This window comes from Telluria sp. RT2P19 (assembly GCF_059685725.1).
Genome location: NZ_JCASIL010000003.1, coordinates 337,395 through 361,933, shown reverse-complemented (window position 1 = coordinate 361,933; position 24,539 = coordinate 337,395). Strand labels below are relative to the sequence as shown.

The 24,539-nt window shown below is 64.7% G+C and carries 29 protein-coding genes; 13 read left to right on the top strand and 16 right to left on the bottom strand.

What is annotated here, in order from left to right; translation table 11 throughout:
• Positions 1-91: 91 nt before the first annotated feature.
• The gene (locus AC56KW_RS05915) at positions 92-1,045 is read right to left on the bottom strand and encodes a serine hydrolase (RefSeq protein ID WP_497169799.1); all 954 of its coding nucleotides are present in this window, start codon (positions 1,043-1,045) and stop codon (positions 92-94) included.
• Between the two features lie 287 nt (positions 1,046-1,332).
• Positions 1,333-2,352: a sulfate ABC transporter substrate-binding protein gene (locus AC56KW_RS05910; RefSeq protein WP_497169798.1), complete on the bottom strand. Its 1,020-nt coding sequence runs from the start codon at positions 2,350-2,352 to the stop codon at positions 1,333-1,335.
• Positions 2,353-2,555: 203 nt separating this feature from the next.
• Here AC56KW_RS05910 and AC56KW_RS05905 point away from each other — a divergent pair, with 203 nt between their 5' ends.
• The 4 genes from AC56KW_RS05905 (at position 2,556) to AC56KW_RS05890 (ending at position 4,722) form a co-directional block, all read left to right on the top strand.
• Complete coding sequence (locus tag AC56KW_RS05905) at positions 2,556-3,077, top strand: GNAT family N-acetyltransferase (protein WP_497169797.1); 522 nt, start codon at positions 2,556-2,558, stop codon at positions 3,075-3,077.
• 151 nt (positions 3,078-3,228) lie between these two features.
• Complete coding sequence (locus AC56KW_RS05900; protein WP_497169796.1) at positions 3,229-3,846, top strand: YcbK family protein; 618 nt, start codon at positions 3,229-3,231, stop codon at positions 3,844-3,846.
• A 111-nt stretch (positions 3,847-3,957) separates the two neighbouring features.
• Entirely contained in the window at positions 3,958-4,248 is a 291-nt protein-coding gene (locus AC56KW_RS05895; protein ID WP_497169795.1) for a DUF378 domain-containing protein, read from the top strand.
• The gene (locus AC56KW_RS05890) at positions 4,249-4,722 is read left to right on the top strand and encodes a metallophosphoesterase family protein (RefSeq protein ID WP_497169794.1); all 474 of its coding nucleotides are present in this window, start codon (positions 4,249-4,251) and stop codon (positions 4,720-4,722) included. It abuts the gene before it with no gap.
• A gap of 252 nt (positions 4,723-4,974) precedes the next feature.
• On the opposite strand, the gene AC56KW_RS05885 is transcribed toward AC56KW_RS05890, so the two are convergent.
• Entirely contained in the window at positions 4,975-5,874 is a 900-nt protein-coding gene (locus AC56KW_RS05885) for an alpha/beta hydrolase (RefSeq protein ID WP_497169793.1), read from the bottom strand.
• A 130-nt stretch (positions 5,875-6,004) separates the two neighbouring features.
• On the opposite strand from AC56KW_RS05885, the gene AC56KW_RS05880 reads away from it, so the two are divergent.
• Positions 6,005-6,406, top strand: coding sequence for a hypothetical protein (locus AC56KW_RS05880; RefSeq protein WP_497169792.1), 402 nt, complete (start codon positions 6,005-6,007; stop codon positions 6,404-6,406).
• 4 nt (positions 6,407-6,410) lie between these two features.
• On the opposite strand, the gene AC56KW_RS05875 is transcribed toward AC56KW_RS05880, so the two are convergent.
• Positions 6,411-7,367, bottom strand: a complete 957-nt coding sequence (locus AC56KW_RS05875; protein ID WP_497169791.1) for an SMP-30/gluconolactonase/LRE family protein — start codon at positions 7,365-7,367, stop codon at positions 6,411-6,413.
• Positions 7,368-7,516: 149 nt separating this feature from the next.
• Between AC56KW_RS05875 and AC56KW_RS05870 the strand changes: the two genes are divergently transcribed.
• Together AC56KW_RS05870 and AC56KW_RS05865 are read left to right on the top strand one after the other, a co-directional pair.
• Positions 7,517-8,626, top strand: coding sequence for a Gfo/Idh/MocA family protein (locus tag AC56KW_RS05870; RefSeq protein WP_497169790.1), 1,110 nt, complete (start codon positions 7,517-7,519; stop codon positions 8,624-8,626).
• A gap of 62 nt (positions 8,627-8,688) precedes the next feature.
• Positions 8,689-9,504 carry a transporter substrate-binding domain-containing protein gene (locus AC56KW_RS05865; RefSeq protein WP_497169789.1) on the top strand — a complete coding sequence of 272 codons (816 nt, stop codon included), beginning with the start codon at positions 8,689-8,691 and terminating at the stop codon, positions 9,502-9,504.
• A 67-nt stretch (positions 9,505-9,571) separates the two neighbouring features.
• Here AC56KW_RS05865 and AC56KW_RS05860 read toward each other — a convergent pair whose 3' ends face one another.
• The 3 genes from AC56KW_RS05860 to AC56KW_RS05850 all read right to left on the bottom strand — a co-directional run bounded on the left by AC56KW_RS05860 (position 9,572) and on the right by AC56KW_RS05850 (position 12,765).
• Entirely contained in the window at positions 9,572-9,958 is a 387-nt protein-coding gene (locus AC56KW_RS05860; protein WP_497169788.1) for a hypothetical protein, read from the bottom strand.
• Between the two features lie 145 nt (positions 9,959-10,103).
• The gene (locus AC56KW_RS05855) at positions 10,104-11,078 is read right to left on the bottom strand and encodes an alpha/beta hydrolase fold domain-containing protein (protein ID WP_497169787.1); all 975 of its coding nucleotides are present in this window, start codon (positions 11,076-11,078) and stop codon (positions 10,104-10,106) included.
• A 10-nt stretch (positions 11,079-11,088) separates the two neighbouring features.
• On the bottom strand, positions 11,089-12,765 hold the full coding sequence (locus AC56KW_RS05850) for an electron transfer flavoprotein-ubiquinone oxidoreductase (RefSeq protein ID WP_497169786.1): 1,677 nt from the start codon (positions 12,763-12,765) through the stop codon (positions 11,089-11,091).
• Positions 12,766-12,947: 182 nt separating this feature from the next.
• On the opposite strand from AC56KW_RS05850, the gene AC56KW_RS05845 reads away from it, so the two are divergent.
• Both AC56KW_RS05845 and AC56KW_RS05840 read left to right on the top strand, forming a co-directional pair.
• Complete coding sequence (locus AC56KW_RS05845) at positions 12,948-13,724, top strand: SDR family oxidoreductase (RefSeq protein WP_123069242.1); 777 nt, start codon at positions 12,948-12,950, stop codon at positions 13,722-13,724.
• Positions 13,725-13,747: 23 nt separating this feature from the next.
• Positions 13,748-14,170: an acyl-CoA thioesterase gene (locus AC56KW_RS05840; protein WP_497169785.1), complete on the top strand. Its 423-nt coding sequence runs from the start codon at positions 13,748-13,750 to the stop codon at positions 14,168-14,170.
• Between the two features lie 6 nt (positions 14,171-14,176).
• Here AC56KW_RS05840 and AC56KW_RS05835 read toward each other — a convergent pair whose 3' ends face one another.
• Entirely contained in the window at positions 14,177-14,734 is a 558-nt protein-coding gene (locus AC56KW_RS05835; RefSeq protein ID WP_497169784.1) for a LuxR C-terminal-related transcriptional regulator, read from the bottom strand.
• A 153-nt stretch (positions 14,735-14,887) separates the two neighbouring features.
• Between AC56KW_RS05835 and AC56KW_RS05830 the strand changes: the two genes are divergently transcribed.
• Positions 14,888-15,583, top strand: a complete 696-nt coding sequence (locus AC56KW_RS05830; protein ID WP_497169783.1) for a CoA transferase subunit A — start codon at positions 14,888-14,890, stop codon at positions 15,581-15,583.
• Positions 15,584-15,607: 24 nt separating this feature from the next.
• Positions 15,608-16,258, top strand: a complete 651-nt coding sequence (locus AC56KW_RS05825) for a 3-oxoacid CoA-transferase subunit B (protein WP_497169782.1) — start codon at positions 15,608-15,610, stop codon at positions 16,256-16,258.
• Positions 16,259-16,326: 68 nt separating this feature from the next.
• Here the strand turns inward: AC56KW_RS05825 and AC56KW_RS05820 are convergent, their stop codons facing one another.
• The 8 genes from AC56KW_RS05820 to AC56KW_RS05785 all read right to left on the bottom strand — a co-directional run bounded on the left by AC56KW_RS05820 (position 16,327) and on the right by AC56KW_RS05785 (position 23,150).
• Positions 16,327-16,761, bottom strand: a complete 435-nt coding sequence (locus AC56KW_RS05820; RefSeq protein WP_497169781.1) for an energy transducer TonB — start codon at positions 16,759-16,761, stop codon at positions 16,327-16,329.
• A gap of 256 nt (positions 16,762-17,017) precedes the next feature.
• Complete coding sequence (locus AC56KW_RS05815; RefSeq protein WP_497169780.1) at positions 17,018-18,289, bottom strand: TonB family protein; 1,272 nt, start codon at positions 18,287-18,289, stop codon at positions 17,018-17,020.
• Positions 18,286-18,672: a BlaI/MecI/CopY family transcriptional regulator gene (locus AC56KW_RS05810; RefSeq protein ID WP_497169779.1), complete on the bottom strand. Its 387-nt coding sequence runs from the start codon at positions 18,670-18,672 to the stop codon at positions 18,286-18,288. The genes AC56KW_RS05815 and AC56KW_RS05810 overlap by 4 nt, the downstream gene beginning before the upstream one ends.
• A 110-nt stretch (positions 18,673-18,782) precedes the next feature.
• Positions 18,783-19,151, bottom strand: a complete 369-nt coding sequence (locus tag AC56KW_RS05805) for a response regulator (protein WP_497169778.1) — start codon at positions 19,149-19,151, stop codon at positions 18,783-18,785.
• Positions 19,148-19,750, bottom strand: a complete 603-nt coding sequence (locus AC56KW_RS05800) for a GAF domain-containing protein (protein WP_497169777.1) — start codon at positions 19,748-19,750, stop codon at positions 19,148-19,150. Before AC56KW_RS05800 ends, AC56KW_RS05805 begins: the two co-directional genes overlap by 4 nt.
• A 72-nt stretch (positions 19,751-19,822) precedes the next feature.
• Entirely contained in the window at positions 19,823-21,124 is a 1,302-nt protein-coding gene (locus AC56KW_RS05795) for a dicarboxylate/amino acid:cation symporter (protein WP_497169776.1), read from the bottom strand.
• Between the two features lie 246 nt (positions 21,125-21,370).
• A complete protein-coding gene (locus AC56KW_RS05790; protein WP_497169775.1) occupies positions 21,371-22,366 on the bottom strand; it encodes an AraC family transcriptional regulator in 996 nt (331 codons plus the stop codon).
• On the bottom strand, positions 22,344-23,150 hold the full coding sequence (locus AC56KW_RS05785; RefSeq protein ID WP_497169774.1) for a 3-hydroxybutyrate dehydrogenase: 807 nt from the start codon (positions 23,148-23,150) through the stop codon (positions 22,344-22,346). Before AC56KW_RS05785 ends, AC56KW_RS05790 begins: the two co-directional genes overlap by 23 nt.
• A 121-nt stretch (positions 23,151-23,271) precedes the next feature.
• Between AC56KW_RS05785 and AC56KW_RS05780 the strand changes: the two genes are divergently transcribed.
• Both AC56KW_RS05780 and AC56KW_RS05775 read left to right on the top strand, forming a co-directional pair.
• A complete protein-coding gene (locus AC56KW_RS05780; protein ID WP_497169773.1) occupies positions 23,272-24,150 on the top strand; it encodes an alpha/beta fold hydrolase in 879 nt (292 codons plus the stop codon).
• 38 nt (positions 24,151-24,188) lie between these two features.
• Entirely contained in the window at positions 24,189-24,539 is a 351-nt protein-coding gene (locus AC56KW_RS05775; RefSeq protein ID WP_497169772.1) for a RidA family protein, read from the top strand.

Here is a 24,539-nt window from a genome sequence, read left to right as displayed (position 1 = left end):
CGCCTTCGGCCATCGAGCCGCGCTCGGCGAAGGTTGCCGCGACATGAAAAAAGGGGCCTTGCGGCCCCTTCGGTATCTGGTGTCGCCGCGCTCAGTTGCGGCGCTTGCGCGTGGACTTGACCTTGGCGGAAGTGCGTTTCTTCGTCGGCTTGGCCTTGGCCGCTTTCGACTTGGCGCGGGCCTTGGCCTTCGCGCTGCCGGCGCTGGCTTTCAGGCGCGGGCCGCCGCGCGCGGCGCGCACGACCTTGCTCACCGGCTCGTCGCCCGTGATGTAGCGCCGGATATTGAGCGCGTCCATGATGCGCGCCGACGATGCGCCGGCGTTGAGCAGCACCACCGTCGCCTTCTTGCCGGCGGCGGTGATGTTCATGATCAGGCAGCGGCCGGCCTCATTGGTGAAGCCGGTCTTCGACAGGCCGACGTCCCAGCCCTTGGCGCCGACCAGGCGGTTGGTATTGCGGTACTCGACACCGCGGCCGTTGATGTCGATGATTTCCTTGGTCTCGGTGGTCATCCGCACGATCTCGGGATAGCGGCTCGAGGCGGCGGCCATCTTGACCAGGTCGGCCGCATTCGAGCGGTTGTGCGGCGACAGCCCGGTTGGTTCCTCGATCTCGGTCTGGGTCATGCCCAGGGACTTGATCTTGCGACGCACGGCGGCCTTGAAGCCTTCCTTGCCGCCCGGGAAGGTGCGGGCGAGGGCGGCGGCGGCGCGATTGTCCGACGACATCAGGGCCAGGTGCAGCACGTCGCGGCGCGAAATGCTGGCGCCGACCGGCACCCGCGAGCTGCTGAACTTGACGCGATCGACGTCTTCACGGTCGATCTCGATCTGCTCGTCCATGTCGAGCTTGGCGTCGAGCACGACCATCGCCGTCATCAGCTTGGTCAGCGACGCGATCGGCATCACGGTATCGGCATTTTTTTCAAGCAGGATCTTGCCGGTCTCGTCTTCCACGACGAGCACCGATTGCGATCCGAACGGCACGGCGAATGCCGCAGCCGAAAACGTCATCAGGACCGTTGCGAACAGTTTCTTGATCATTCTTTGTCTGGAGTCTGGGGTTGAGGTTGAACGTCGGGGCGCCAAGGTGGCGCAAGATCAACATCTGTCTCTAGGGCAACTAGAGTAAGGACAATATCATCCATCCCAGCTGCATGTCTATGGCGCACAAGCAAATTCCCCTATGGGGCAGCATTTTATGGCGGAAATGTGACGACCTGAATGCATGGAATTAACGATTAATGTCACATAGAAATGTCGAGTGATTAATTTCTGTGCACAAAGCAAAAAGCCCTGCGCAAGGCAGGGCTTTCCCGGAACTGAGGAACTTACTTGGCCGTGTAGATCTTGTCGAACTCGCCGCCATCGTTGAAATGGCGTTTCTGGGCGGCGCTCCAGCCGCCGAATACCTCGTCCACGGTGAACAGGCTGATCGGCTTGTAGTTGGCCGCGTATTTCTTCATGACCGATTCGGACCGCACGCGCATGAAATGCTTGGCGCCGATTTCCTGGCCCGCCGGCGAATACAGGAAGTTCAGGTAAGCGGTGGCCGGCTGGCGCACGTTGAGGCGGTCGACCACCTTGTCCACCACGGCCACCGGCGACTCGGCCAGGATCGAGCTGCTCGGATAGACGACCTCGAAATCGTTGCCGAATTCCTGGCGCACCAGGCTGACCTCGTTCTCGAAGGTCACCAGCACGTCGCCGATCTGGCGCTGGGTGAAAGTGGTGGTCGCCGCGCGGCCGCCGCCATCCAGGATCGGCACGTTCTTGAAGATCTTGGCGACCAGGTCGCGTGCCTGCGCGTCAGTGCCGCCTTTCTTGATCACCGAACCCCAGGCCGCCAGATAGGTATAGCGGCCATTGCCGGCGGTCTTGGGATTGGGAATGACCACGGCGACACCCTGGCGCGCCAGGTCTTGCCAGTCGCGTACCTGCTTCGGATTTCCTTTCCGGACCAGGAATACCATCGTCGAGTAATAAGGCGCCGCGTTGTTCGGAAACTTCTTGGCCCAATCCTTCGTCACCAGGCCGCGCTCGGCAAGCATGTCGATGTCGTTTGCCTGGTTCATGGTGACCACCGACGCCGCGAGGCCGTCGGCCACGGCGCGCGCCTGCTTGCTCGAGCCGCCGTGCGACTGCTTGATGGTCAGTGTCTGGCCGGTCTGCTGTTTATACGACGCGATGAAGGCCGGATTGACCTCTTTATAGAGCTCGCGCGCTACGTCATACGACACATTGAGCAGTTCGGCGTTGGCGGCACCGGCGTGCAGCGGCAGGACACCGCCGGCGGCCAGGACCAGTGCCAGGAGGGAGCGGCGCAGCGTGTTCGGGGTGGAGTCGCGCATTGTTTTTCTCGCTTTGAAAGTGGTAGTGATTGCGTGCATGTTCCCTAATCCACGCTGCAAACGGAACGATACTTTCGTCATATGGTTATGCAGCGACCGGCGTTGTCCGCGTCGCCAGCAGGGTCTATTACTTTCGGTGTATAGTCGAGGTCGTGCGATGCTGCGTCATCGTTCGTTCCCATCCGTCTCCAAATACATGATTGATGTCCACGCGTATTGAAATCCGCAGGGCTGTCCCTGGCGATGCAACGGCTGCCTGCAATCTGCTGCGCCGTTCGATCCAGGAGGGCTGCCGCGCCGACCACCAGAACCAGCCCGGCGTGCTCGACGCCTGGCTGGGCAACAAGACGCCGGCCAACGTCGTCACCTGGTTTTCCTCGCCCACCAACTATGCGGTGGTCGCCGAGAGCGAAGGCGAACTGGTCGGCCTGACCCTCTTGACGCAGGCCGGCAAGGTGGCGCTGTGCTATGTGCTGCCGGACGCCTTGCGCTGCGGCGTCGGCCGCGCGCTCCTTGACGCGGTGGAGCAGCAGGCGCGCGGCTGGAACATCAGCAAGCTGCACCTGCACAGTCCGTCCGGCGCCAGCATGTTCTTCGAGCGCCACGGCTACATCAATGCCGGTAAAGAAAAGGCCTGTTATGGCCTCGAATGCGACCTGTTGTGGAAGCGCCTCGACGGCGAATGCGATCCCGCGCGCAAGCGCTTCTGCAGCTGTAGCGAATGATACTCAAAGGCAAGTCGAAGCACTGCGCCCACCATTTGCGCCTATTTGCAACAATGCGGTAACAATTGCACGCTTCCTGAACACTTCTGCATGCTTGTCGGATACGCTATAGTACGTCGCATCGCAATTGTCGAGTACCGGATCCCCAACCATGGCTTCACGCAGAGAATTCCTTCACCATAGTGCGCGTCTCGCCGCGCTGGGCGCCTTCGGCACGCCGCTGATCGCCGCCGCCACCGACCTCCAGCCGCCGCCCGACCTGTTCGACTCGCAGGCACTCGACCTGGACTTCTGGGTCAAGCCGCGCACCCTGTCCGTGACCCGTCCGGCCAGCGGCGAGCGCGCCAGCGTGCTGTACTGGAAGGACGGCGAAGTCATCGACTCAGCCTATGAGCAGCTGTGTCACCTGCTGCGCGACGTCAACGGCAAGGCCTCCGCCAGGATCGATCCCAAGCTGCTCGAGATGCTGTGGAGCACCCAGGCCTTCATCGCCCGCTATGGCTTGCTGCAGCCGCTCGAGATCCTGTCCGGGTACCGCTCGCCCGAATCGAACAAGCGCCTGCGCGAGGCCGGCATCCCGGCGGCGCGCCAGTCGCTGCACATGGTGGGCAAGGCGGCCGATATCCGCATCGCCGGCCTCAACGAGGAAGTGCTCGGCGGCCTGATCAAGAGCTTCCGCGGCGGCGGCGTGGGCTACTACTACCGATCCGGCCCGCGCGGCGGCTGGATTCACGCCGACACGGGCCTGGAGCGCAGCTGGAAGGGGTGACCCGCCATGCCGCCGATGCGTGCGAGCGTGTCCGGTGACTTCGGATAATATTGTTGTCAGGTGCCGGGGCAGGATGCCCCGGCTGTCCCACGTCTTTCCAAGGAGGCTGTGATGGCAACAATCAATGCACCAACCATGGACCGCCGGTCCGTTCCCGATCGTCGCGTCAACGTCCAGGGGCGCGAGCGCTCGGCGATGTCGGCGCTCGACTATATCGCGATGGCGCTCCTGATCATCGGTGGTCTCAACTGGGCCATGGTCGGCCTGTTCGAGGTCGACATGGTCGCGACGCTGTTCGGCCCGGATTCGGCGCTGACCCGCATCGTGTATGTGGTGGTGGGCCTGGCCGCGCTGTATTCGATCTATACCACGGCCAAGATGGCCGGCAGCAAGCGGCACTGAATGGTGACGCCCGTGCGGATCGGCCTTATTTCCGACACGCACGGGCTGCTGCGTCCGCAGGCGCTGGATTTCCTGCGGGGCAGCGACCACATTCTCCACGCCGGCGACATCGTCGGCGCCAATCTCCTCGAGCAGCTCGCGGCCCTGGCGCCATTGACGGCCGTGCGTGGCAACAACGACCACGGCGCCTGGGCGCAGGCCGTGCCCGAGACCGCCACCCTGACGCTGGGCGGCGTCACCATCCACATGCTGCACGACCTCAATGAACTCGCCATCGACCCGGTCCACGCCGGCGTGCGCGTCGTCGTGACGGGACATTCGCACAAGCCGGCCTGCGAGGAGCGCGGCGGCGTGCTGTATGTGAATCCCGGCGCCGCCGGACGGCGGCGTTTCACGCTGCCGGTCTCGGTCGGCGAATTGCTGATCGACGACGGGAAGGTCGACGTGCGGCTGGTGACGCTCGATCTAGCCTAGGGCGGCGCACGACTGGCGCCGAAAGAAGACGTCATCGCCTCAGCCTGGCGGCGGTGATCGGGAAAATCACCAGTACCGGAAATACGCCGCACATGACGGCCCACGCGATATGGCCCGGCACCGCAAGGTAGGGCAGCAATCCCGTCAACATCACACCGTTCGCGACACGTCTTTTCGTACTGGGCAGTATAAACAGCTCCTGGATATCGATCCGTACGGCGTCGGTCAGTCAGCCGGGCGTCGCGCGCGGGGCTATTTCTTTTGTGTCGTCAGATAGGCCCGCAAACCATGGGTGACCACCATGGGCAGGACGCTGGCATGGTCCTCGCCGGGGAACACCTTCAGGCGCGTACGAAGATTGCGGTAGCCGCGCTTGTTCAGCAGCGCGTCGAATTCGCGCAGGTCGGCCACCATGTCCGCATGTTCTTCCGAGCGCGACCGTTTCGCGCCCGGCGCCAGGGTCTCGAGGCTGCCGATGCCGAGGAACACGCTGGCCGGCAAGTCCTTGTGACCATCGGCATACGCCTGTTCCCGGTCGAACATGATGCCGGCGTCGAACCATAGCGATGGGCTGCCGAGGATGTAGTGGTCGAAACTGCGCGGCGCATCGAGCATCATTTGCAAGCCCAGCAGGCTGCCGTAGGAGTGGCCGACAAAGATCTTGCGGCCCATGTCGGCGCGGTAGTGTCGCGCGATGAAGGGCAGGACTTCGCCGCGCAGGTAGCGGCCATAGGCGGACGCCGCGCCGAAGGCGGGCGCGCGGCCCGGCATGTCGGAGCGGTAGGCGTGCTTGCGCGGCGTGGTGGGCGTATAGTCGCGGCGGCGGCTGAACACGGCGGCGTCGCCTTTCGCATACGACAGGCCGACGACGATGGCTTCTTCCATGCCGGCATGGCGGCTCAGGCGCGACGCGATATTGCGCACCACCGGGAAGGCATAGTCGGCATCGGCCACGAATACGACCGGGTAGGCGCGCTTGCTCGTGGCATACGAATCCGGCAGGGCGACGAACACCTGGTAGTCGCGGCCCAGCGTGCCTGCCCGCACGTCGCGCACTTCGGTATTGGCAAGGACGTAGGGTGGCGGTGCCGCGGTGGCCAGGGCGGATAGGGTGGGCAGGGACAGGACGAGCGCGGCAAGGACAGCTTTCACCTTCAACACCTTTGCTATTGTCGAGCAAGCATTGTCACACACCCGGGCACGGCGGGAAAGCGCTCGCCGGGCCGGGCGCGGGCGCTCGAAATCCCGTAAGATATGGTCCGTTTCTTCAATCATGCAGCAGATGAACCTTCCGTCCGACCAACCCCGCTTCAAACCCCGCCCCTGGACGCCGCTCGAGACGCCGCAGGACGTCGAGCTCTGGATCGACGAACACAATAGCGCCATGCAAGAGATGATCCGTCCCCAGGAAACCGGCGTCGGGATCTGCTTCACGCTGGCCGAAGGCGGCACCGTCCACATGCAGACCACGGAAGATGCGATCGTGCTCGACGTCGACCAGGACGCCTCCTGGATCGCGCCGCTGATCATGGCCGCCACCAATGTCGAGCAGCCGCGTGGCCAGTTCTGGGTGCTGCCGGACGACAAGCTGGTGCAGCTGATCCTGGGCCTGTCGATGCTGGTGCAAAGTACGACCCTGGTGACCGGCCACAACTTCGGCGCGGCCGGGCGCCGCGCCTGGTAGCGGATCAGTAGGGCAGCCCGGTCACGTCCAGCCGCACCTGCCACACGGCCGCTGCGCCCGTGATGTACAGGGTCTTGCCATCGGCGCCGCCGAAAGCGACGTTGGTGACGTTGGCGTCCGTGCGGATCGTGGCCAGCTGGCGTCCCTGCGGCGTGAACACGCGCACCCGCTTCGGCGCGTGTTCGGTCACATACAGGTTGCCGTGGCAGTCGAGCGTCATGCCGTCGCCATTCTCGATGCCCTTGATCACGTCGTGGCCCGCCTGCGGCACGCCGTCCTTGATCGGGTAGGCGCGCACCGCGCCGTCGCTCGCGTTCACGTACAGGGTGTCGCCGTTCAGGGACAGCGCGATCCCGTTCGGATTCTTGCGCGTGCCGTCCACCAGGGTGACGATGCCGTCAGTCGCGATCCGGTAGATGCCGGTCACCGGCTGGCCGCCGGGCGCCGCGGCCTTCTGGTAGTCCGGGTCGGTAAAATAGATCGTGCCATCGGCCGCGATCGCGATATCGTTCGGTGAATTGAAGGCCTCGCCCTGGTAGCGCGTGGCGACGTCGGCGCGCCGGCCAGTGGCGATATCGTAGCGCGACATGGCCTTGTACTTGTGGGTCGCGGCCACCAGCGCCCCATCGGCGTCGACCGCCAGGCCATTGCTGCCGGCATCTTCGATGGCCGTGCTCACCACGCCGTCGGGCGAGAACTTGCGCACGCGCGAAGGAAAGCCGGCGCCGAAGCTGAAGTCCGAGAAATACAGCGCATCCCTGATCCACACCGGTCCCTCGTACAAGCCGGGTTCGCTGCGCGTCGGCTTGATCGCGGCGATCCGCTTTGCCTTGAGTTCGCCCGACGGCGGTTTGCCGCTGCAGCTGGCGGCCAGTGCGCCGGCGGGCAGGGCGGCCGCCACGCCTGCTGCGAGCAGGACGCGAACGACGGGGGCGAAACGGGAAGGGCGGCATCGAATCATCAAACATCTCCTTATCGGTATCGGGCAGGCAAACGCGGTGTTAACGCTACCATTTCAATCGAATCGATTGTATCCTTAGTAACGGAACAATGATATCCCGGGCCACGGTCGGCACGGTAAGCGAACTACAATTCCATGAGGAGACAAGAATGATCGATCTGAATCGGCGCGGCCTGGTCATGGCCGCCGGTGGCGTGCTGGCGGCGGGCGCGGTGGGCATGCCGGCCTGGGCCAACCCTGAACGCAAGCTGGGCTACGCGGTCGTGGGCCTGGGCGGCTACGGACTGGGCCGGATCATCCCCCAGTTCAAGGAGTGCCAGCACAGCCGCCTGGTGGCGCTGGTCAGCGGCGACCCGGCCAAGGCCAGGAAAGTGGCGGCGGAGTACGGCGTGCCCGCGCGCGGCATCTACGACTACCAGAATTTTGACAGCATCCGCGACAACCCCGACATCGACATCGTCTACATCTGCCTGCCCGTCTTCATGCATGCCGAGTACACGGTGCGCGCCGCGCAAGCCGGCAAGCACGTCATGTGCGAGAAGCCGATGGCGCTCAGCGTGCCGGAATGCGAACAAATGATCGCCGCCTGCCGCAAGGCCGGCAAGAAGCTGATGCTCGGCTACCGCTCGCGCTTCGAGCCGCACAACGTCGAGGCGATCCGCCTGGCGCGCAGCGGCGCCATCGGCAAGCTGCGCTACTTCCGGTCCGAGCACGGTTTCGTCGCGCGCGACCCGAACACCTGGCGCATGAAGAAGGCGCAGTCGGGCGGCGGCTCGCTCATGGACATCGGCATCTACGCCCTGCAGGCGGCGCGCTACATGACGGGTGAAGAGCCGGTGGCGGTGTTTGCCAAGGAAACGACCGACCGCAGCGATCCGCGTTTCCGCGAAGTGGAAGACATGATCGATTTCCAGCTTGAATTCCCGAGCGGGGTCATCGGCTCGTGCATGTCGATGTACAGCGCCAACCGCAACCAGTTCGTGCTGATGGGCGACAAGGGCCGGATCGAACTGGAGCCGGCCACGGCCTACAGCGGCCAGCGCATGTGGGTCGGCGGCGAGCGCAGCGAGAAGACCCTGGTCACGCCGCCGCCCGGGCCCTATGCCAACCAGTGGGTCGGGCAGCTCGACCATATGGCGCAGTGCGTGAAGGACAATCGCGAGACCATCGTGCCGGGCGAAGAAGGCCTGCGCGACATCCGCATCATCGAAGCTGTTTACCGTTCGGCGCGTGAACAGAAGCGGATTACCCTGGCGTAGCTGTCACCGATCGCGTTTTTCGGTTATAAAGTGACTTTTACCGAAATACGAGGTCACGGTTGATGTGCGAGGCAGTAAGCATGGCGGGACGGCGCGCCGTCCTGGCCCTGGGGTTGGCGACAGGAATGGCGCTGACTTTCTCCCGACCGTCGCATGCGGCGGACCTGATGAGCGAGGCCAGGGCCCGCGGCGCGCTGCGCATCGCCGTCGAGGGCACCTATCCGCCCTTTAATTTCAAGGATCCGGCAAGCGGCCACCTGACCGGCTATGACGTCGAGGTCGCCCGCCTGGTCGCCGGCCGCCTGAACCTCAGGCCGCAGTTCGTGTTTACCGAATGGAGCGCCATCCTGCCCGCTGTCGCGGCCGGCAAGGTCGACGCCGCCATCAGCCAGGTGATCATCACGCCCGCGCGCCAGGAAGCCTACGATTTCTCCATTCCCTATACTTATTCGCGCTTCCAGCTCATCGTGCGCAAGAACGAGCGCGCCAACTACCGCGGCCTGGACGACCTCAAGGGCCGCAAGCTGGGCGTGCGCCATGGCAGCGTATTCGAACAGCATGCGAGAGCGGTGCCGGGCATCGAGGTCAGGAACTATCCCGCCGTGCCCGAAAACCTGCAAGACCTCGCCTTCGGCCGCATCGACGCCTCGCTCGACGACAGCCTGATGGTCAATTATTTGTTGAAGCATTCCCAGCTGCCGGTCAAGGCCGGGCCAAGGGTGGGCGAGGTCGCCCGCATCGGTGTGGCGTTTCGCAAGGGCAGCCCGCAATTCAAGGCGGCGGTCGACAAGGTGTTGGGTGAAGCGCGCGCCGATGGCACGCTGCGCCGGCTGTCGCTCAAGTGGTTTGGCGTCGACGCCAGTAGCGCGACGCGCTAGCGCACGACCGACAAAATAGCAGGCGCGGCTCGCTGTGCGGGCCGCGCCATGCGTGGTCGATGCCACGTCAACGGTTCTTGTCCTGCTTGCCGTCCCAGCCGCTCGTCTGGTCCATTTGCTGGGAAGCGTTGCCCAGCGACCCACGGTGACGACTGTCGAGGTCGGCGTTCAGGTCGTCCAGTGCGGGCGTGCCGCCCGAAGCATGCTGGCCACCTTTTTGCTGGTTCTGCCGTTGTCCGCCGGCGGCTTGCTGGTTGCCGACGTCTTGCTGCTCATTGACTTGCTGGCTATTGCCTTGCTGCTGGATAGTGCCTTGCTGTTGGCCGGCATCTTGCTGGTTCCCGGCGTTCTGTTGATTACCGGCACTCTGGCCGGCGCGGCTTGCCGCGGAACCCATCTCATCCAACTCAGGGTAGCTCGGCGCTTTATCGCTATGTCCTTTGTTTTCACCCATGTTCGTTTCCTTGCACTGGTGTCTGGAGTTCCCATGCTACGCCGATGGCGAACCCCGCCAATCAGCGGATTGGCGGAGGTTGCGTAGGATTCTTCGGACAAAGCCAGCAGTAGTGCTGGAAGCCCCGCAGGGCGTGGCCACAAGGTCAGCGCGGCGCCATGAGCACGCCTTGCCGGTGCAGGAAGGCCTGGATTTCGCCGAAGATGCCCACCTGCTGCTCGGCGCTGAAACCGCCATGGCCGCCGCCTTTCACCGTATGCAGGACGTTGCTCACACCTGCCTTGTCGAGCGCACTTTTCAGGCGCAGGCCATGGGCGTAAGGCACCAGCTTGTCGGCGTCGCCGTGGATCGTGAACACGGCCGGCCCGCCGGCGCGCACATGGGTCAGCGGCGACAATTCCCTGGCCAGGTCGCTACGCCCCGGCAGGCTGCCGAACCAGGCGACCGCATACGATCGGATGTTCGGACCCTGCAGCATGTCGGCCACGTCGGTGATGCCATACCAGTTGACGACGGCCTTCACCTTGGGCGCGGCGTTCTGGTATGGGCCGCTCCAGGTCGGTTCGGTCGACGCGCATTGATTGGCCAAGGGCGAGTCGGGGGGAATCATGGCCGTGGCCAGCGCCAGGTGGCCGCCGGCCGAATCGCCGGTGGTCACGACCCGCTCCAGGTCGAAGCGGTAACGCTCGGCATTGCGGCCAACCCATTGCAGCGCGCACAAGGTATCCTCGACCGCGGCAGGGGCCAGTGCCACGTTCGCCAGCCGGTATTGCACGTTGACGACGGCAAAGCCCATCTGCAGGTAGGGCAGGGCCGCCAGCGCCCGGCTCTCGCGGTTGCCGGCGACCCAGCCACCGCCGTGGAAATGCAGCACCACCGGCCGGCGCGCGGTGCTGTCGCGCCAGGGGCGGTAGACGTCCAGTTTCAGGTCCTGGCCGCTCGCGTGCAGGTAGGTGATGTTCGGTTCCACCGCCATCTCATGGCTGAGCAGGACGGCGCTGCGCAATCGCTCTTGCGCGGCGCCGTCCTGGGCCAGGCTGGAAGCGGGCGTGAAGGCGGCGGCCAGCAGGCCGGCGGCCGCCACGGCGCGCAATCGGGTGTGCAGCGTGATGGTCGCCATCGCCCGCTCCTTACATATTGGGGTAGTTGGGGCCGCCACCGCCTTCCGGCGTGACCCAGACGATGTTCTGGGTCGGATCCTTGATGTCGCAGGTTTTACAGTGCACGCAGTTCTGGGCGTTGATCTGCAGGCGGTCGCCGCCATCCTCGCGCTTGACGAACTCGTAGACCCCGGCCGGGCAGTAACGCTGTTCCGGACCGGCATACCTGGCCAGGTTGACGTCGACCGGCACGCTCGGGTTCTTGAGCGTCAGGTGGACCGGTTCGTCCTCGCGGTGGTTGGTGTTCGAGATGAACACCGACGACAGCTTGTCGAACGTCAGCTTGCCGTCCGGCTTCGGATAGGCGATCGGCTTGTAGTGCGAGGCCGGGCGCAGAGCCTCATGGTCGGCATGCTTGTGGTGCAGGGTCCATGGGGCCTTGCCGCGCAATACGATCTGGTCGATGCCGGTCATGATCGTGCCCAGGATCAGTCCCTTGCTCATCCACGGCTTGAAGTTGCGCGCGATGTGCAGCTCTTCATGCAGCCACGATTGTTCGAACGCGGCCGGGAAGGCGGCCAGTTCGTCGGCCTGGCGCCCTTCGCCCAGGGCGGCAAACGCGGCTTCGGCGGCCAGCATGCCGGTCTTGAGCGCCGCGTGGCTGCCCTTGATGCGGCTGGTGTTCAGGAAGCCGGCGTCGCAGCCGATCAGAACACCGCCCGGGAACACGGTCTTGGGCAGCGATTGCAGGCCGCCCGCGGTGATCGCGCGCGCGCCGTACGAGATGCGCTTGCCGCCCTCGAAGAAGCCGCGGATGTCCGGGTGGGTCTTGTAGCGCTGGAATTCCTCGTACGGCGACAGGTACGGGTTCTGGTAGGACAGGCCCACCACGTAGCCGACCGCGACCAGGTTGTTTTCCAGGTGGTACAGGAACGAGCCACCATAGGTGTCGTTCGGCAGCGGCCAGCCGGCCGTATGGATCACCAGGCCCGGCTGGTGCCTGGCAGGGTCGATTTCCCACAATTCCTTGATGCCGATGCCGTAGGTCTGCGGGTCCTTGCCCTTGTTCAGGTCATATTTCGCCATCAGCTGGCGGCCCAGGTGGCCGCGCGAACCTTCGGCGAAGAAGGTGTACTTGGCGTGCAATTCCATGCCGAGCTGGAAGTCCGCACCGGGCTCGCCTTCGCGGTTGACGCCCATATTGCCGGTGGCGACACCCTTGACCGAGCCATCCTCGTGGTACAGGATCTCGGCGGCCGGGAAGCCGGGGAAGATTTCCACGCCCAGGCTTTCGGCCTGCTGGCCCAGCCAGCGCACGACATTGGCCAGCGAGACGATGTAGTTGCCGTGGTTTTTCAAGGCCGGCGGAATGGCGAATACCGGGGTCGAGAACGATTTGGTCTCGGTCAGGAACATGACGCGGTCTTCGGTCACCGCCGTATTGAGCGGCGCGCCCTTTTCTTTCCAGTCGGGAATGAGCTCATTGAGCGCGCGCGGATCCATCACCGCGCCCGACAGGATGTGGGCGCCGAGTTCGCCGCCTTTTTCCAGCACGCAGACCGACACCTCCTGGCCCTTCTCGGCTGCGAGCTGCTTGAGCCGGATCGCCGCGGCCAGGCCGGCAGGGCCGCCGCCGACGACCACGACGTCGTATTCCATGGCTTCGCGCGGTCCGTATTGTTCGAGAAGATTGTTTGTCTCTGTCATGGTTTTTGTAAGCCCTCAGTGAGGCGGTCTAGAAAATAGCACGAGTGTGCGGGTTTTTGCTGTTGAATGCAACTTGCGCGCCATTGTAAAGGCAATATTAGATGAGGCAATCTAATACCCGGCATTTGTGGGATCATTATGCTTTCGCAATGGGTTAATGCGACAGCAGCCGGGGAGCCGACGTGGGGATTGAAGTCAATTTCGAAGGAAAGATTGCGATGGTCACCGGTGCGTCGAGCGGACTCGGCGCGCGTTTCGCGAAAGCGCTGGCCGGGGCCGGGGCCCAGGTCGTATTGGCCTCGCGCCGGGTCGAGCGCCTCAAGGAATTACGGGCCGAGATCGAGGCCGACGGCGGGGCGGCCCACGTGGTGCGCCTCGACGTCACCGACCTGGGCAGCATCAAGGCGGCGATCGCGCATGCCGAGACCGAGGCCGGGCCGATCGACATCCTGGTCAACAACTCCGGCGTCTCGACCACCCAGCGCCTGCTGGACGTGGGCGAGGACGACTACGGCTACATCATGGACACCAATCTGCGCGGCGCCTTCTTCATGGCCCAGCAGACCGCCAAGCGCATGATCGCGCGCGCCAAGGGCGACCCGCGCAAGCAGCACCGGATCGTGAATATCGCGTCGGTCGCCGGCCTGCGCGTCTTGCCGCAGATCGGCGTGTATTGCATGAGCAAGGCCGGGGTGGTGCAGATGACCAAGGCGATGGCGGTGGAGTGGGGCAAGTACGGCATCAACGTCAACGCCATCTGCCCCGGCTATATCGCGACCGATTCGAACGAGGATTACTTCGACACCGAGCCGGGCCGCAAGCTGATCGAGATGTTGCCGCGCAAGCGTCCGGGCAAGCCGGAAGACCTCGACGGGCTGCTCCTGCTGCTGGCGGCGGAAGAAGCCCATTTCATCAATGGCGCCATCATCACGGCCGATGACGGGATGACGGCGCAATAAATTCTATAGAAGCAGAGATAGTAATGAGCAGCAAGAAGCTGGTACACACCATGCGCATGCCGATCCGCTGGGGCGATATGGACGCCATGGGGCATGTCAACAACACGAATTATTTCCGCTACATCGAGACGGCGCGCATTGCCTGGCTGGAGCAGGTCGGCGGCTTGCCGGATGCGCGCGGCGAAGGTCCCGTGATCGTCAATGCGTCGATGAATTTCCTCAAGCAGCTGACCTATCCGGGCGAGATCGAGGTGCGCACCTTCGTGTCGCCGCCGGGCCGCTCGAGCGTCGAGGTGTCGCACGAGATCCGGCTGATCGGGGCCGATGGCGCGCCGGGCGAACTGCATGCCGAAGGCGCGGCCAAGGTGGTGTGGGTTGACTTCAGGCTGGGCAAGTCGGCGCCGTTGCCAGAGGTGTTGCGGGCGGAGTTGCCGCCGGCCGAGTAAGCCCGTTCAACGTCCCCCGACCAGCTTGTTGACGAGTTCCGAGGAAGTCGACGCCGCGAACTTGCGCATCAGGCTGGCCCGGTGCATCTCGACCGTGCGCGGGCTGAGGCTGGTATCGCGTGCGATCACCTTGCTGGTTTTCCCTTCGACCAGCAGCGCCGCGATCTCGCGCTCGCGCGGGGTCAATTCGGCCGTCACCGGCCGTTTCTCGCTCACATCCTCGAACGTCCACACGCCGGCGCCCAGCGGCTCCAGCGGGTCGAGCGCGCGCCCCGTCACGTGGCACCAGAACAGCTCGCCATTCGCGCGGCGCATGATGCGCTCATCCGAATAGCGGCCCCTGGCGTTCATGATGGGGATGATGCGGTCGCCCGTGCGCAGGAACTCATCCATCGTTGGATAGAGGATGCTGAACGATTGCCCCTGCAACTGGCCTCCGGCATAGCCGAACATCGCGGCCAGCGCGCCATTGCAGGTCTGGATTACGCGGTCGACCGACACGCACATGCCCACCGGCGCGTGCTGGAAGATCATCTCGTAATCGATGGCGCAAGGCGGATTCATCTGAGGTAGATCGACAGCAGTGTTCATGCGCGGTGGTATGAGTTGGAATGGGCCGTAGTTCTACGGTATTGTGCTTCGTTGTCACGTATTCTATGCTGAGAGTCTACTCAGTAGTACACAAGAGCTTTGGCTTAACCTATAAAAGGGACGGGTATGAATAAAGTTTATCCTGACGCGCGCTCGGCTCTGGCCGGCATCGTTCAAGACGGCCAGACCATCGCCGTGGGCGGCTTCGGCCTGTGCGGCATTCCAGAAGTCCTGATCGCGGCGCTGCGCGATTCGGGCGTCAAGAACCTCACCGCCATTTCCAATAACGCCGGGGTCGATGGTTTCGGCCTAGGCCAGCTGCTGGAAACGCGCCAGATCAAGAAGATGATTTCGTCCTATGTGGGTGAGAACAAGGAATTCGCGCGCCAGTTCCTGGCCGGTGAACTCGAGCTCGAGTTCACGCCGCAGGGCACGCTGGCCGAGAAGCTGCGCGCCGGCGGCGCCGGCATCCCGGCCTTCTTCACCAAGACCGGCTACGGCACCATCGTCGCCGAAGGTAAAGAAACCCGCGAATTCAATGGCGAACACTATGTGATGGAACACGCGCTGTTCCCGGACGTGTCCCTGGTCAAGGCCTACATGGCCGACCGCGCCGGCAACCTGGTGTTTCGCAAGACCGCGCGCAACTTCAATCCGAACGTGGCCATGGCAGGCAAGGTCTGCATCGTCGAAGTCGAGAAACTGGTCGAGATCGGCGAGATCGATCCGGACCAGGTGCACACCCCTAGCATCTTCGTGCACCGCATCGTCCACAATCCGACGCCCGAGAAGCGCATCGAACAGCGCACCGTGCGCACCTGACCCAACGACTTCGGAGACAAGAACATGGCATGGACTCGTGATGAAATGGCCGCCCGCGCGGCCCAGGAGCTGCAGGACGGCTTCTATGTGAACCTGGGCATCGGCTTGCCGACCCTGGTCGCCAACTATGTACCCAAGGATATCGAAGTCTTCCTGCAGTCCGAGAACGGCCTGCTGGGCATCGGCCCGTTCCCGACGGACGATGAAGTCGACGCCGACCTGATCAACGCCGGCAAGCAGACCGTGACGGCGCTGCCCGGCGCCGCTTACTTCAGCTCGGCCGATTCCTTCGGCATGATCCGCGGCGGCAAGATCAACCTGGCGATCCTGGGTGCGATGCAGGTTTCGGAACACGGCGACCTGGCTAACTGGATGATTCCGGGCAAGATGGTCAAGGGCATGGGCGGCGCGATGGACCTAGTGGCCGGCGTCAAGCGCGTGGTCGTCGTGATGGAACACGTGGCCACCGCCAAGGACGGCAGCACCAGCCACAAGATCCTCAAGAAATGCGACCTGCCGCTGACCGGCGTGGGCGTGGTCGACCGCATCATCACCGACCTGGGTGTGATCGACGTGACCGATACGGGCCTCAAGGTCGTCGAACTGGCGCCGGGCGTGAGCCGCGACCAGATCGTGGCGGCCACCGGCAGCGAGCTCGATACGTCGGCGCTGTAAGCCTCAGGTGTTCAACGACAAAGGGCGCTTGACAGCGCCCTTTGTCGTTGATGCCTGCCGAAGACCAGTCAATCCATCTTCCAGACGTACGGCAATTCGGTCCATTGCTCCTTGGGAGCGCCGTTCACGGTGCCCGGCTGGAACCTGCATTTGGCCAGCGCCGCGCGCGCCGTTTCATCGAGCGTGGCGTTGCCGCTGGTCTTGCGCACGACCGCTTCGCGCACCGTGCCGTCGGCCTTCACCAGGAAAGCGAGCGTGACGGTGCCCTCGACCTTCGCGGCCAGCACGTCCGGTGGATAAACCGGCTGGCGGCAGGACTTGGCGTTCACGACCGGGGCCGTGGTCTCGTTGTCGGGCATCGCCGCGAATGGATTGACCGGGGTCGTCTGTGTGCAGCCGGACAGGAGTGCGGCGGCCAGCCCCACTGCCACGATCGAGCGGGGCGCAGCAGGCGCCGGGCTGCGGCGCGCATTGCGCCATGTAGAAAACGATACAAGACTCAAGATCCACTCCTATTCACGGGCTCGAGCAAAATAATAGCTGGATCGCTGCAATGTTGCCAGTCATGCATGCGGCGTGCGCGTGCGTCCTCTCCGACGGGCGCCGCAGCCGCTTGCGGGCATTGTCATTGTCCGGATTGCATTCGAGGGCGCGCCGATTGTTAACGATCGCCCGCGCCGTGTCGTCGCTGCGTTCGCACGCTTCGCCCAGACTGTCGAAGGCGTTCGCGCAGGTCGCGTACAACTCGGGCCACAGGACTCACTTCGAGACCCAGACGTATTGCACCTCGGCCCACTGCTCGGTCGGCTTGCCATTGACGGTGCCGGGGTTGAACGTGCACTTGGCCAGCGCCGTGCGGGCCGCCTCGTCCAGCGAGGTGTCGCCGCTCGTCTTGCGCAACGCGGTGTCGAGTACGGCCCCTTCGGCGCTGACCAGGAAGCCGAGCGTCACCGTGCCCTCGATATGGCGCGCCAGCGCTTCGGCCGGATACTTGGGCCGCTCGCAGGAATCGAATTTCGCCGTCGGGATGTTGACAATGTTGTCGGCCGCGAGCGTGACCGAGGGTGAAGCGGGTGTCTGGGCGCAGCCGGCCAGGCCGGCCAGTGCGAACCCAAGGACCGGAATCGCGGCCTTCCAGTTGAGCGCTTCGGTATCGGGACGAACCAGGTGCTTGATGCGTGACATGAGATCTCCTTCGTTGGCCGCCTGGGCCAGGTGGTGGTTGGAGAACTGGCGTTTTTCCAGTTCCGACAGGGCCAGGGCCAGGCGGCGCGGTTCGCCCAGCTGCCTGGCCGCGATGGCGTCGGCGATCCGTTCCCGTTCGACGCGGATGCGCCGCGAGATCCACCAGACCGCCGGGTGGTAGAACAACAGTGATTCGATGACGTTCTGGAGCAGGTTGACCAGGTAGTCGCGGCGCTGGATGTGGGCCAGCTCGTGCGCCAGCAGCGCCTCCAGCAGGTGCGCCGGCATGCTCGTCAGCAGTGAAGCCGGCACCAGCACCACCGGGCGCCACCAGCCGGCCGTGACCGGGCTGGACAAGCTGCCTGCGATGCGCAGGCGCACTGGCCGCGCGAGGCCGAATTGCGCCGCGAGCCGGTCGACGCGCGCCTGCCAGGCCGGATCGTGTCTTTCTTGCGTGCCCGCGCGTCGCACCCACAGCAGGCCGGCCACCATGCGCAGCGCCAGCAACAGGGCGCACATGGCCCAGGCGCCGACGATCCACGCCAGGTTGCGCTGGAACAGGCCGTGCCAACCGCCGTCCGGGGCGACGCCCGCCGTGCTGCCATCGATGATGATCGCAAAGCCGGCTTCGGCCCCGGCGTCGCCGGTCAGGCGAATGAATAGTTCGGTCGCGGGCCATGCCAGGCACACCAGCAGCCCGATGCAGGCGACGAGATAGCGCGTTTCTGGACGCGCCTTGCGCAGGAGGACGAGGGCCAGCGCGGTCTGGCAGCCGACCAGCGCACCCTGCCAGCTGAAATGCACCAGCGTCCAGCCGATGCTGTTGACGATCTCGGCGGCGTTCATCGCTGGTCCTCGTCTTTCAGCAGTTGCTCGATCTCGTCGCGCTCCTTCTTCGAGATGCCGCTCTTGAGGGCGGCCAGCACCAGTGCCTTGGCCGAGCCCGAGAAGGCGCGCTGCATCAGGTCTTGCAGCAAGTTGGTCTGCAGGGCGTCGCGCGCGTGGACCGGCGCATACACATGGGAACGTTCGCTTTCGTCGCGGCTGAGCAGACCCTTGCCGTGCATGACCTGCATCAGGCGCAGCACCGTCGCATAAGTAACGTCTGGACGTTGCGCGAGCATCGCCTCGTGCACCTGCTTGGCGGTGGCTGCGCCAAGCGGCCAGAGCACCTGCAGCAGGTCGAGTTCGGCGGGCGTGGGCTTGGGGGCGTCGGGTGTGCGCGGCATTGCATGACCTCGTCTATTCGGGATGGACCTAGATTATCCTGTCTAGATAATGATGTCTACAAAAATTCGTGCGTTGTTCGATGCCGGATGCATAAAGTGGCTTGCGGCGCTCAGGCCGGGCGCTGGCGCAAAGCGGGACGTGGCGCGGCGGCGGCGCCGAACTGCTCGATCGTCTCCAGCAGTGCCCTGGCGCAAAAAGGCTTGAGGATGACGCGGCTGATCTTGCGGTCGCGCAGTTCATGCAGCAGTTCGGTCGTGGCCTGCTCGGCCATGATTGCGACCGGAATGGTCTGGTTGGCAGGGCCGCTGGCGCGCAGTTCGTCGACCAGGCTCAGGTCGTGGCGGCGTGCGCGGCCGCTGCCGAGGCAATCGACGGCGATGACGGCCCCCTGGAAAATGCGGGCGCCCAGCATGCGCCGCGCGGCCTCGATGCTCGCCGCCTCGTGTACCTGGCGCATGCCGAGGCTGCGCGCTGTCATCGCGACCGTCCGGCGCAGCAATGGTTCCGGTTCGACCAGCAGGATGTGCGTGGACTCAGCCATCGGCGCTTTTCGTCGCTCGTCAGTGCCATGATGGCCAGGTCGCGCAAGGTGCCCGGGATGGCCAGTTCGATCGCGTCGAGGGTGCGCGGCAGGCGGTCGATCATGCACAGCGTACCCAGGCGCACGCCGGATGGCAGCGCCAGCGGCGTGCCGGCATAGAAGCGGATGTGCGGCGGCCCCGTCACCAGTGGATCGTCGGCGAAGCGCGGATCGTCCAGCGCGTCTTCGACGACCATGATGGCGTCGCACAGGATGGCGTGCGAGCAGAACGCGATGTCGCGGCCGGTCTCGCACACCCGCATGCCCACGCGCGCCTTGAACCATTGGCGCTCGGTGTCGATCAGGGGGATCAGCACGATCGGCATGTCGAATTCGCCGGCGGCCAATTGCGCGATCTTGTCGAAACGTTCCTCGGGCGGCGTGTCGAGGATCAGCAGTTCGTAGAGCGCGGCGAGGCGGGCGGCCTCGTTGTCGGGGGGACGGCGATGTGCATCGTGGAAGACCTGCGGTCCGGTCGTCGATCGGGATTGTCGCAATATGGCAGACCGGCGGCAGGCGTAAAAAAACCGCGCCACGAGGGCACGGTTTCATGGGGGCAGGCCGGCGAGTTACGCCGCTTCGCGCACCGCCTTCATGCTGTTCTGGTCTTCGACATGCACGCGGCCGTTCAGGACGTCGTCCATGCGCGCCGAATCCAGCTCCTTTTCCCACTTCGACACTACGACCGTCGCCACGCCATTGCCGACGAAGTTGGTCAGGGCGCGCGCTTCGCTCATGAAGCGGTCGATACCGAGGATCAGCGCCATGCCGGCCACCGGGATGGTCGGCACCACGGCCAGGGTCGCGGCCAGGGTAATGAAGCCGGCGCCGGTGATGCCCGACGCGCCTTTCGAGGTCAGCATCGCCACGAGCAGAATGGTCAGTTCCTGGGTCAGGGTCAGGTCGGTGTTGGTCGCTTGCGCCACGAACAGGGCCGCCATCGTCATGTAGATATTGGTGCCGTCGAGGTTGAACGAGTAGCCGGTCGGGACGACCAGGCCGACGACCGGCTTGGAGCAGCCGAGCTTTTCGAGCTTGCGCATCAGGTTCGGCAGAGCGCTTTCGGACGACGAGGTGCCCAGCACGATCAGCAGTTCTTCCTTGATGTACTTGATGAACTTGAAGATCGAGAAGCCGGTGAACTTGGCGATCACGCCCAGCACCACGAAGATGAACAGCGCGCAGGTCAGGTAGAACGAACCCATCAGCTTGGCCAGCGGCAGCAGCGAGGCAATGCCGTACTTGCCGATGGTGAAGGCCATCGCGCCGAACGCGCCGAGCGGAGCGACCTTCATGATGATGTTGACGATGCCGAAGATGACGTGCGAGATGTCGTCGATGAACTTGGTGACCGGACGGCCACGCTCGCCCATCATCGACAGCGCGAAGCCGAACAGGATGGCGACCAGCAGCACTTGCAGGATGTTACCGGTTGCAAATGCATCCACGAACGTCGTCGGGATGATGTGCATGATGAATTCGGTCGTCGTCTGGGCGTGCGCATTGGTGGTGTACTGCGCGATCGAGCTCGAATCGAGGTGGGCCGGGTCGACGTTGAACCCGGCGCCCGGCTTGGCGACGTTGGCGACGATCAGGCCGATGGCCAGGGCGAAGGTCGACACGACTTCGAAGTAGATCAGCGCCTTGCCGCCGACGCGGCCGATCTTCTTCATGTCCTGCATCCCGGCGATGCCGGCGACGACGGTACAGAAGATCACGGGGGCGATGATCATCTTGATCAGCTTGATGAAGCCGTCTCCCAAAGGCTTCATCGCGGTGCCCAGTTCGGGGTAGAACACCCCCAGCAACACGCCAAGGACAATGGCGATCAGCACCTGGACATACAGTACTTTATAAAATGGCTTCTTCATGACAACTCTTCAACGAGGTTGGTGGTTGTTCCATGTTGGCGCAAAGGTGCATCAGGGGCTATTGTGGAAATCCGCATGCTGCACTGCGTCAGAGCGTAGTGAAAATCCACGCACCTCGCCGGTGCAAGGGAGAGGGAGCGACATGATGGCAAATCGCCATGCGACCAATGGCAGAGTCGAATCTTGGCTCAATGCGGCGGAAGTTGGAACGACACCGCGATGACGCGGCATGGACAGTCATCGACGCTACATCGGGCTCGCCGCCGCCATCGCGGCGCGGCGCCAGGCGCCGGGGCCGACGCCGTAGCTGCGCTTGAACACGCGGTTGAACGCGGCTTCGGACTGGTAGCCAACGGCCTCGCCGATCGCCGCGACCGACCGCGTGTCGCGCGCCAGCCACTGCGCCGCCTGTGCCATGCGCAGCTGGACCAGCGCAGCGAGCGGCGGCGTCCCCGCCAATTGCCGGAACAGGCGCGCGAAGGTGGCGCGCGACATGAAGCAGGCTGCCGCCAGTTCTTCGACCAGCCAGGCGCGCTCCGGCTGCGCCAGCATCAGGCGCAGCGCGCCGCCCAGGCGCCGGTCGGCCAGCACCGCCAGCAGGCCCGGCGTGGTCGGGCTGTCGTCGAGCCAGGCGCGCAGCAGCAGGGTAAACAGCGCGCCGGACAGCTGCGCCACGACGGCGGCGGCGCCAGGGCGGGTGCTGCCGGCTTCGGCGCGCAGCATCATCACCAGCGCCAGCAGGCCGGCGAAGTCGGGACGGGACGCGGCGTGGACCACGATCATGGCAGGCAGCGCCGGCTGCAATACCCGGCGCGCGCCGTCGTCGAACACGAACCGGCCGCACAGGATGCCGGTCGGCGCGCCGTCGCCCTGATTGGTCACCCAGCGCAGCGGCTCAAGGCCAGGCACGTCCATCAGGGGCCGGGCCTGATCCGGCGGCCCGGCGTGCAGACGATGCGCGCCGCCCTGCGGGAAGACGACGATGTCGCCGGCGCGCAGGACGATGCGCTCGCCCGTGGGCGGGTCGAGCGCGGCTTCGCCTTCCACGATCAGGTGATACGGCGCCACGCCGGCCGTGGCCGGCGGCTGCTCGAGGACCCACGGCGCGGCCAGCGCGCAGCGGATGTCGAGCGAGGTGCGCAGCGTGAACAGCGACAGCAGGCGGCTGAGCGCGTCAACACCCTGCACGCTGGCCACGCCGCCGGCGGCCGTTTCGTGCTTACTGCGCAGCCCAGCCCCCATCCATATTCCATGCCACGCCGCGCACCTGGTCGGCGGCCGGACTGCAGAAGAACACGGCCAGCGCGCCCAGTTCCTCGGGCGTGACGAATTCGCCCGACGGCTGCTTCTCGGACAGCAGCGCCTTGCGCGCGGCGTCGTTGTCCAGCCCTTCGCGGGCGGCGCGATCGTCCACCTGCTTTTGCACCAGCGGGGTCAGGACGAAGCCCGGGCAGATCGCATTGGCGGTGACGCCGGTCTGCGCGGTCTCGAGCGCGGTCACCTTGGTGAAGCCGACCAGGCCGTGCTTGGCGGCGACATAGGCCGACTTCTGGCTCGATCCGACCAGGCCGTGGACCGAGGCCAGGTTGATGATGCGGCCCCAATTCTTTTGCTTCATGCCGGGCAGGGCCAGGCGCGTCGTGTGGAAGGCCGAACTGAGGTTGATCGCGATGATGGCGTCCCATTTTTCGGTGGGGAAATCCTCGATCGCGGCGACATGCTGGATGCCGGCATTGTTGACCAGGACGTCGACGCCGCCGAATTTGTCGAGGGCGTACTGCATCATGGCCTCAATCTCTTCCGGCTTGGACATGTCGGCGTTGTGGTAGGCCGTCTGTACCCCGAATTCGGCCCCGATGTCGGTGTACAGCTTCTCGATCTGCTGGGCGTCGCCGAAACCGTTGAACACGATATTGGCGCCCTGTTCGGCCAGCGAACGGGCGATCCCGAGGCCGATGCCCGAGGTCGAACCGGTGACAAGAGCCGTTTTGCCGTCGAGTTGGCGTTGATCGAAGCTGGATTTCATGGTGTCCTCTATATGAACGTGATCGGGGGAACTTCCTCAGAATTGGTAGAATTCTAATCTCAATGCGATTCTTATGGTGGCGGCCGGTGGCCGCCGACCATCTTCCCACGACGGAGTCACGATGTCTGAACCCAGATTAAATAGCGTCCAGTGCAGCTCGCCAGCCGGGCTGCACCGCGTCGCCTACAAGGAATGGGGCGACGCGGACAATCCGAAGGTGCTGCTCTGCGTGCACGGCGTCACCCGGGTGGGCGACGATTTCGACCACCTGGCGCGCGCCCTGTGCCACGAATACCGCGTGGTTTGCCCCGACATCGTGGGCCGCGGTCGCTCCGGGCGGCTGCGTGATCCGGCCTATTACACCGTGCCCCAGTACGTGGCCGACATGGTGACCCTGGTCGCACGCGTCACGGCGCGGGCCGACAACGAGGACGTCGCCTGGTTCGGCACCTCGATGGGCGGCCTGATCGGCATGGCCCTGGCCTCGCTCGAGAGCAGCCCGGTGCGCAAACTGGTGCTCAACGATATTGGCCCGGTGCTCGATGGCGCTGCGTTGCAGCGCATCGGCGATTACATCGGCCAGGACGTGCGCTTCGCGAGCTTCGCCGCCGGCGCCGACTTCGTGAAAGCGGTGTCGGCATCCTTCGGGCCGCATTCCGACGACGAATGGCGCAAGCTGGCCGCCGACGTGCTGCGCCAGGGCGACGACGGCCAGTGGGAACGGCACTACGACCTGAACCTGGCGCAAGCGTTCCGTGCGATCACGCCGCAACGCGCCGCGCTAGACGAGGCCGCGCTGTGGGCGGCCTGGGATGCGATCCGCTGCCCGACCTTGCTGGTGCGCGGCGAGTATTCCGACCTGCTGTCGCGCGAAACCGCGCAGCAGATGACACAGCGCGGACCGCGCCCGCGCCTGGTCGAGATCCCTGGGGTGGGCCATGCGCCGACCTTCGTGCACGACCACCAGATCGCGATCGCGCGCGAGTTTTTAATCGGCTGAACCCGAGGGTTCCGCTTTACACCTAGAAGAAAGAGATCATGGAAATCAAACGACTGCACGTAGGCAAACGCCTGTCCGAAGTGGCCATCCACAACGAAACCGTTTATCTCGCCGGCCAGATCGCCGAAGACACCAGCCAGGGCATCGAGGAGCAGATGCGCGAAGTGCTGGGCCACGTCGACCGCCTGCTGGGCGAAGCCGGTAGCGACAAGACCTGCATCCTCTCCTGCCAGATCTTCATCTCCAGCATGGATAACTTCCCGGGCATGAACTCGGTGTGGGACGAATGGGTGGCCCAGGGCCACACCCCGCCGCGCGCGACCGTGGAGGCGAAGCTCGCCAACCCTGCCTGCCTGGTAGAGGTCTGCGTCGTCGCCGCCCTTCGTTAA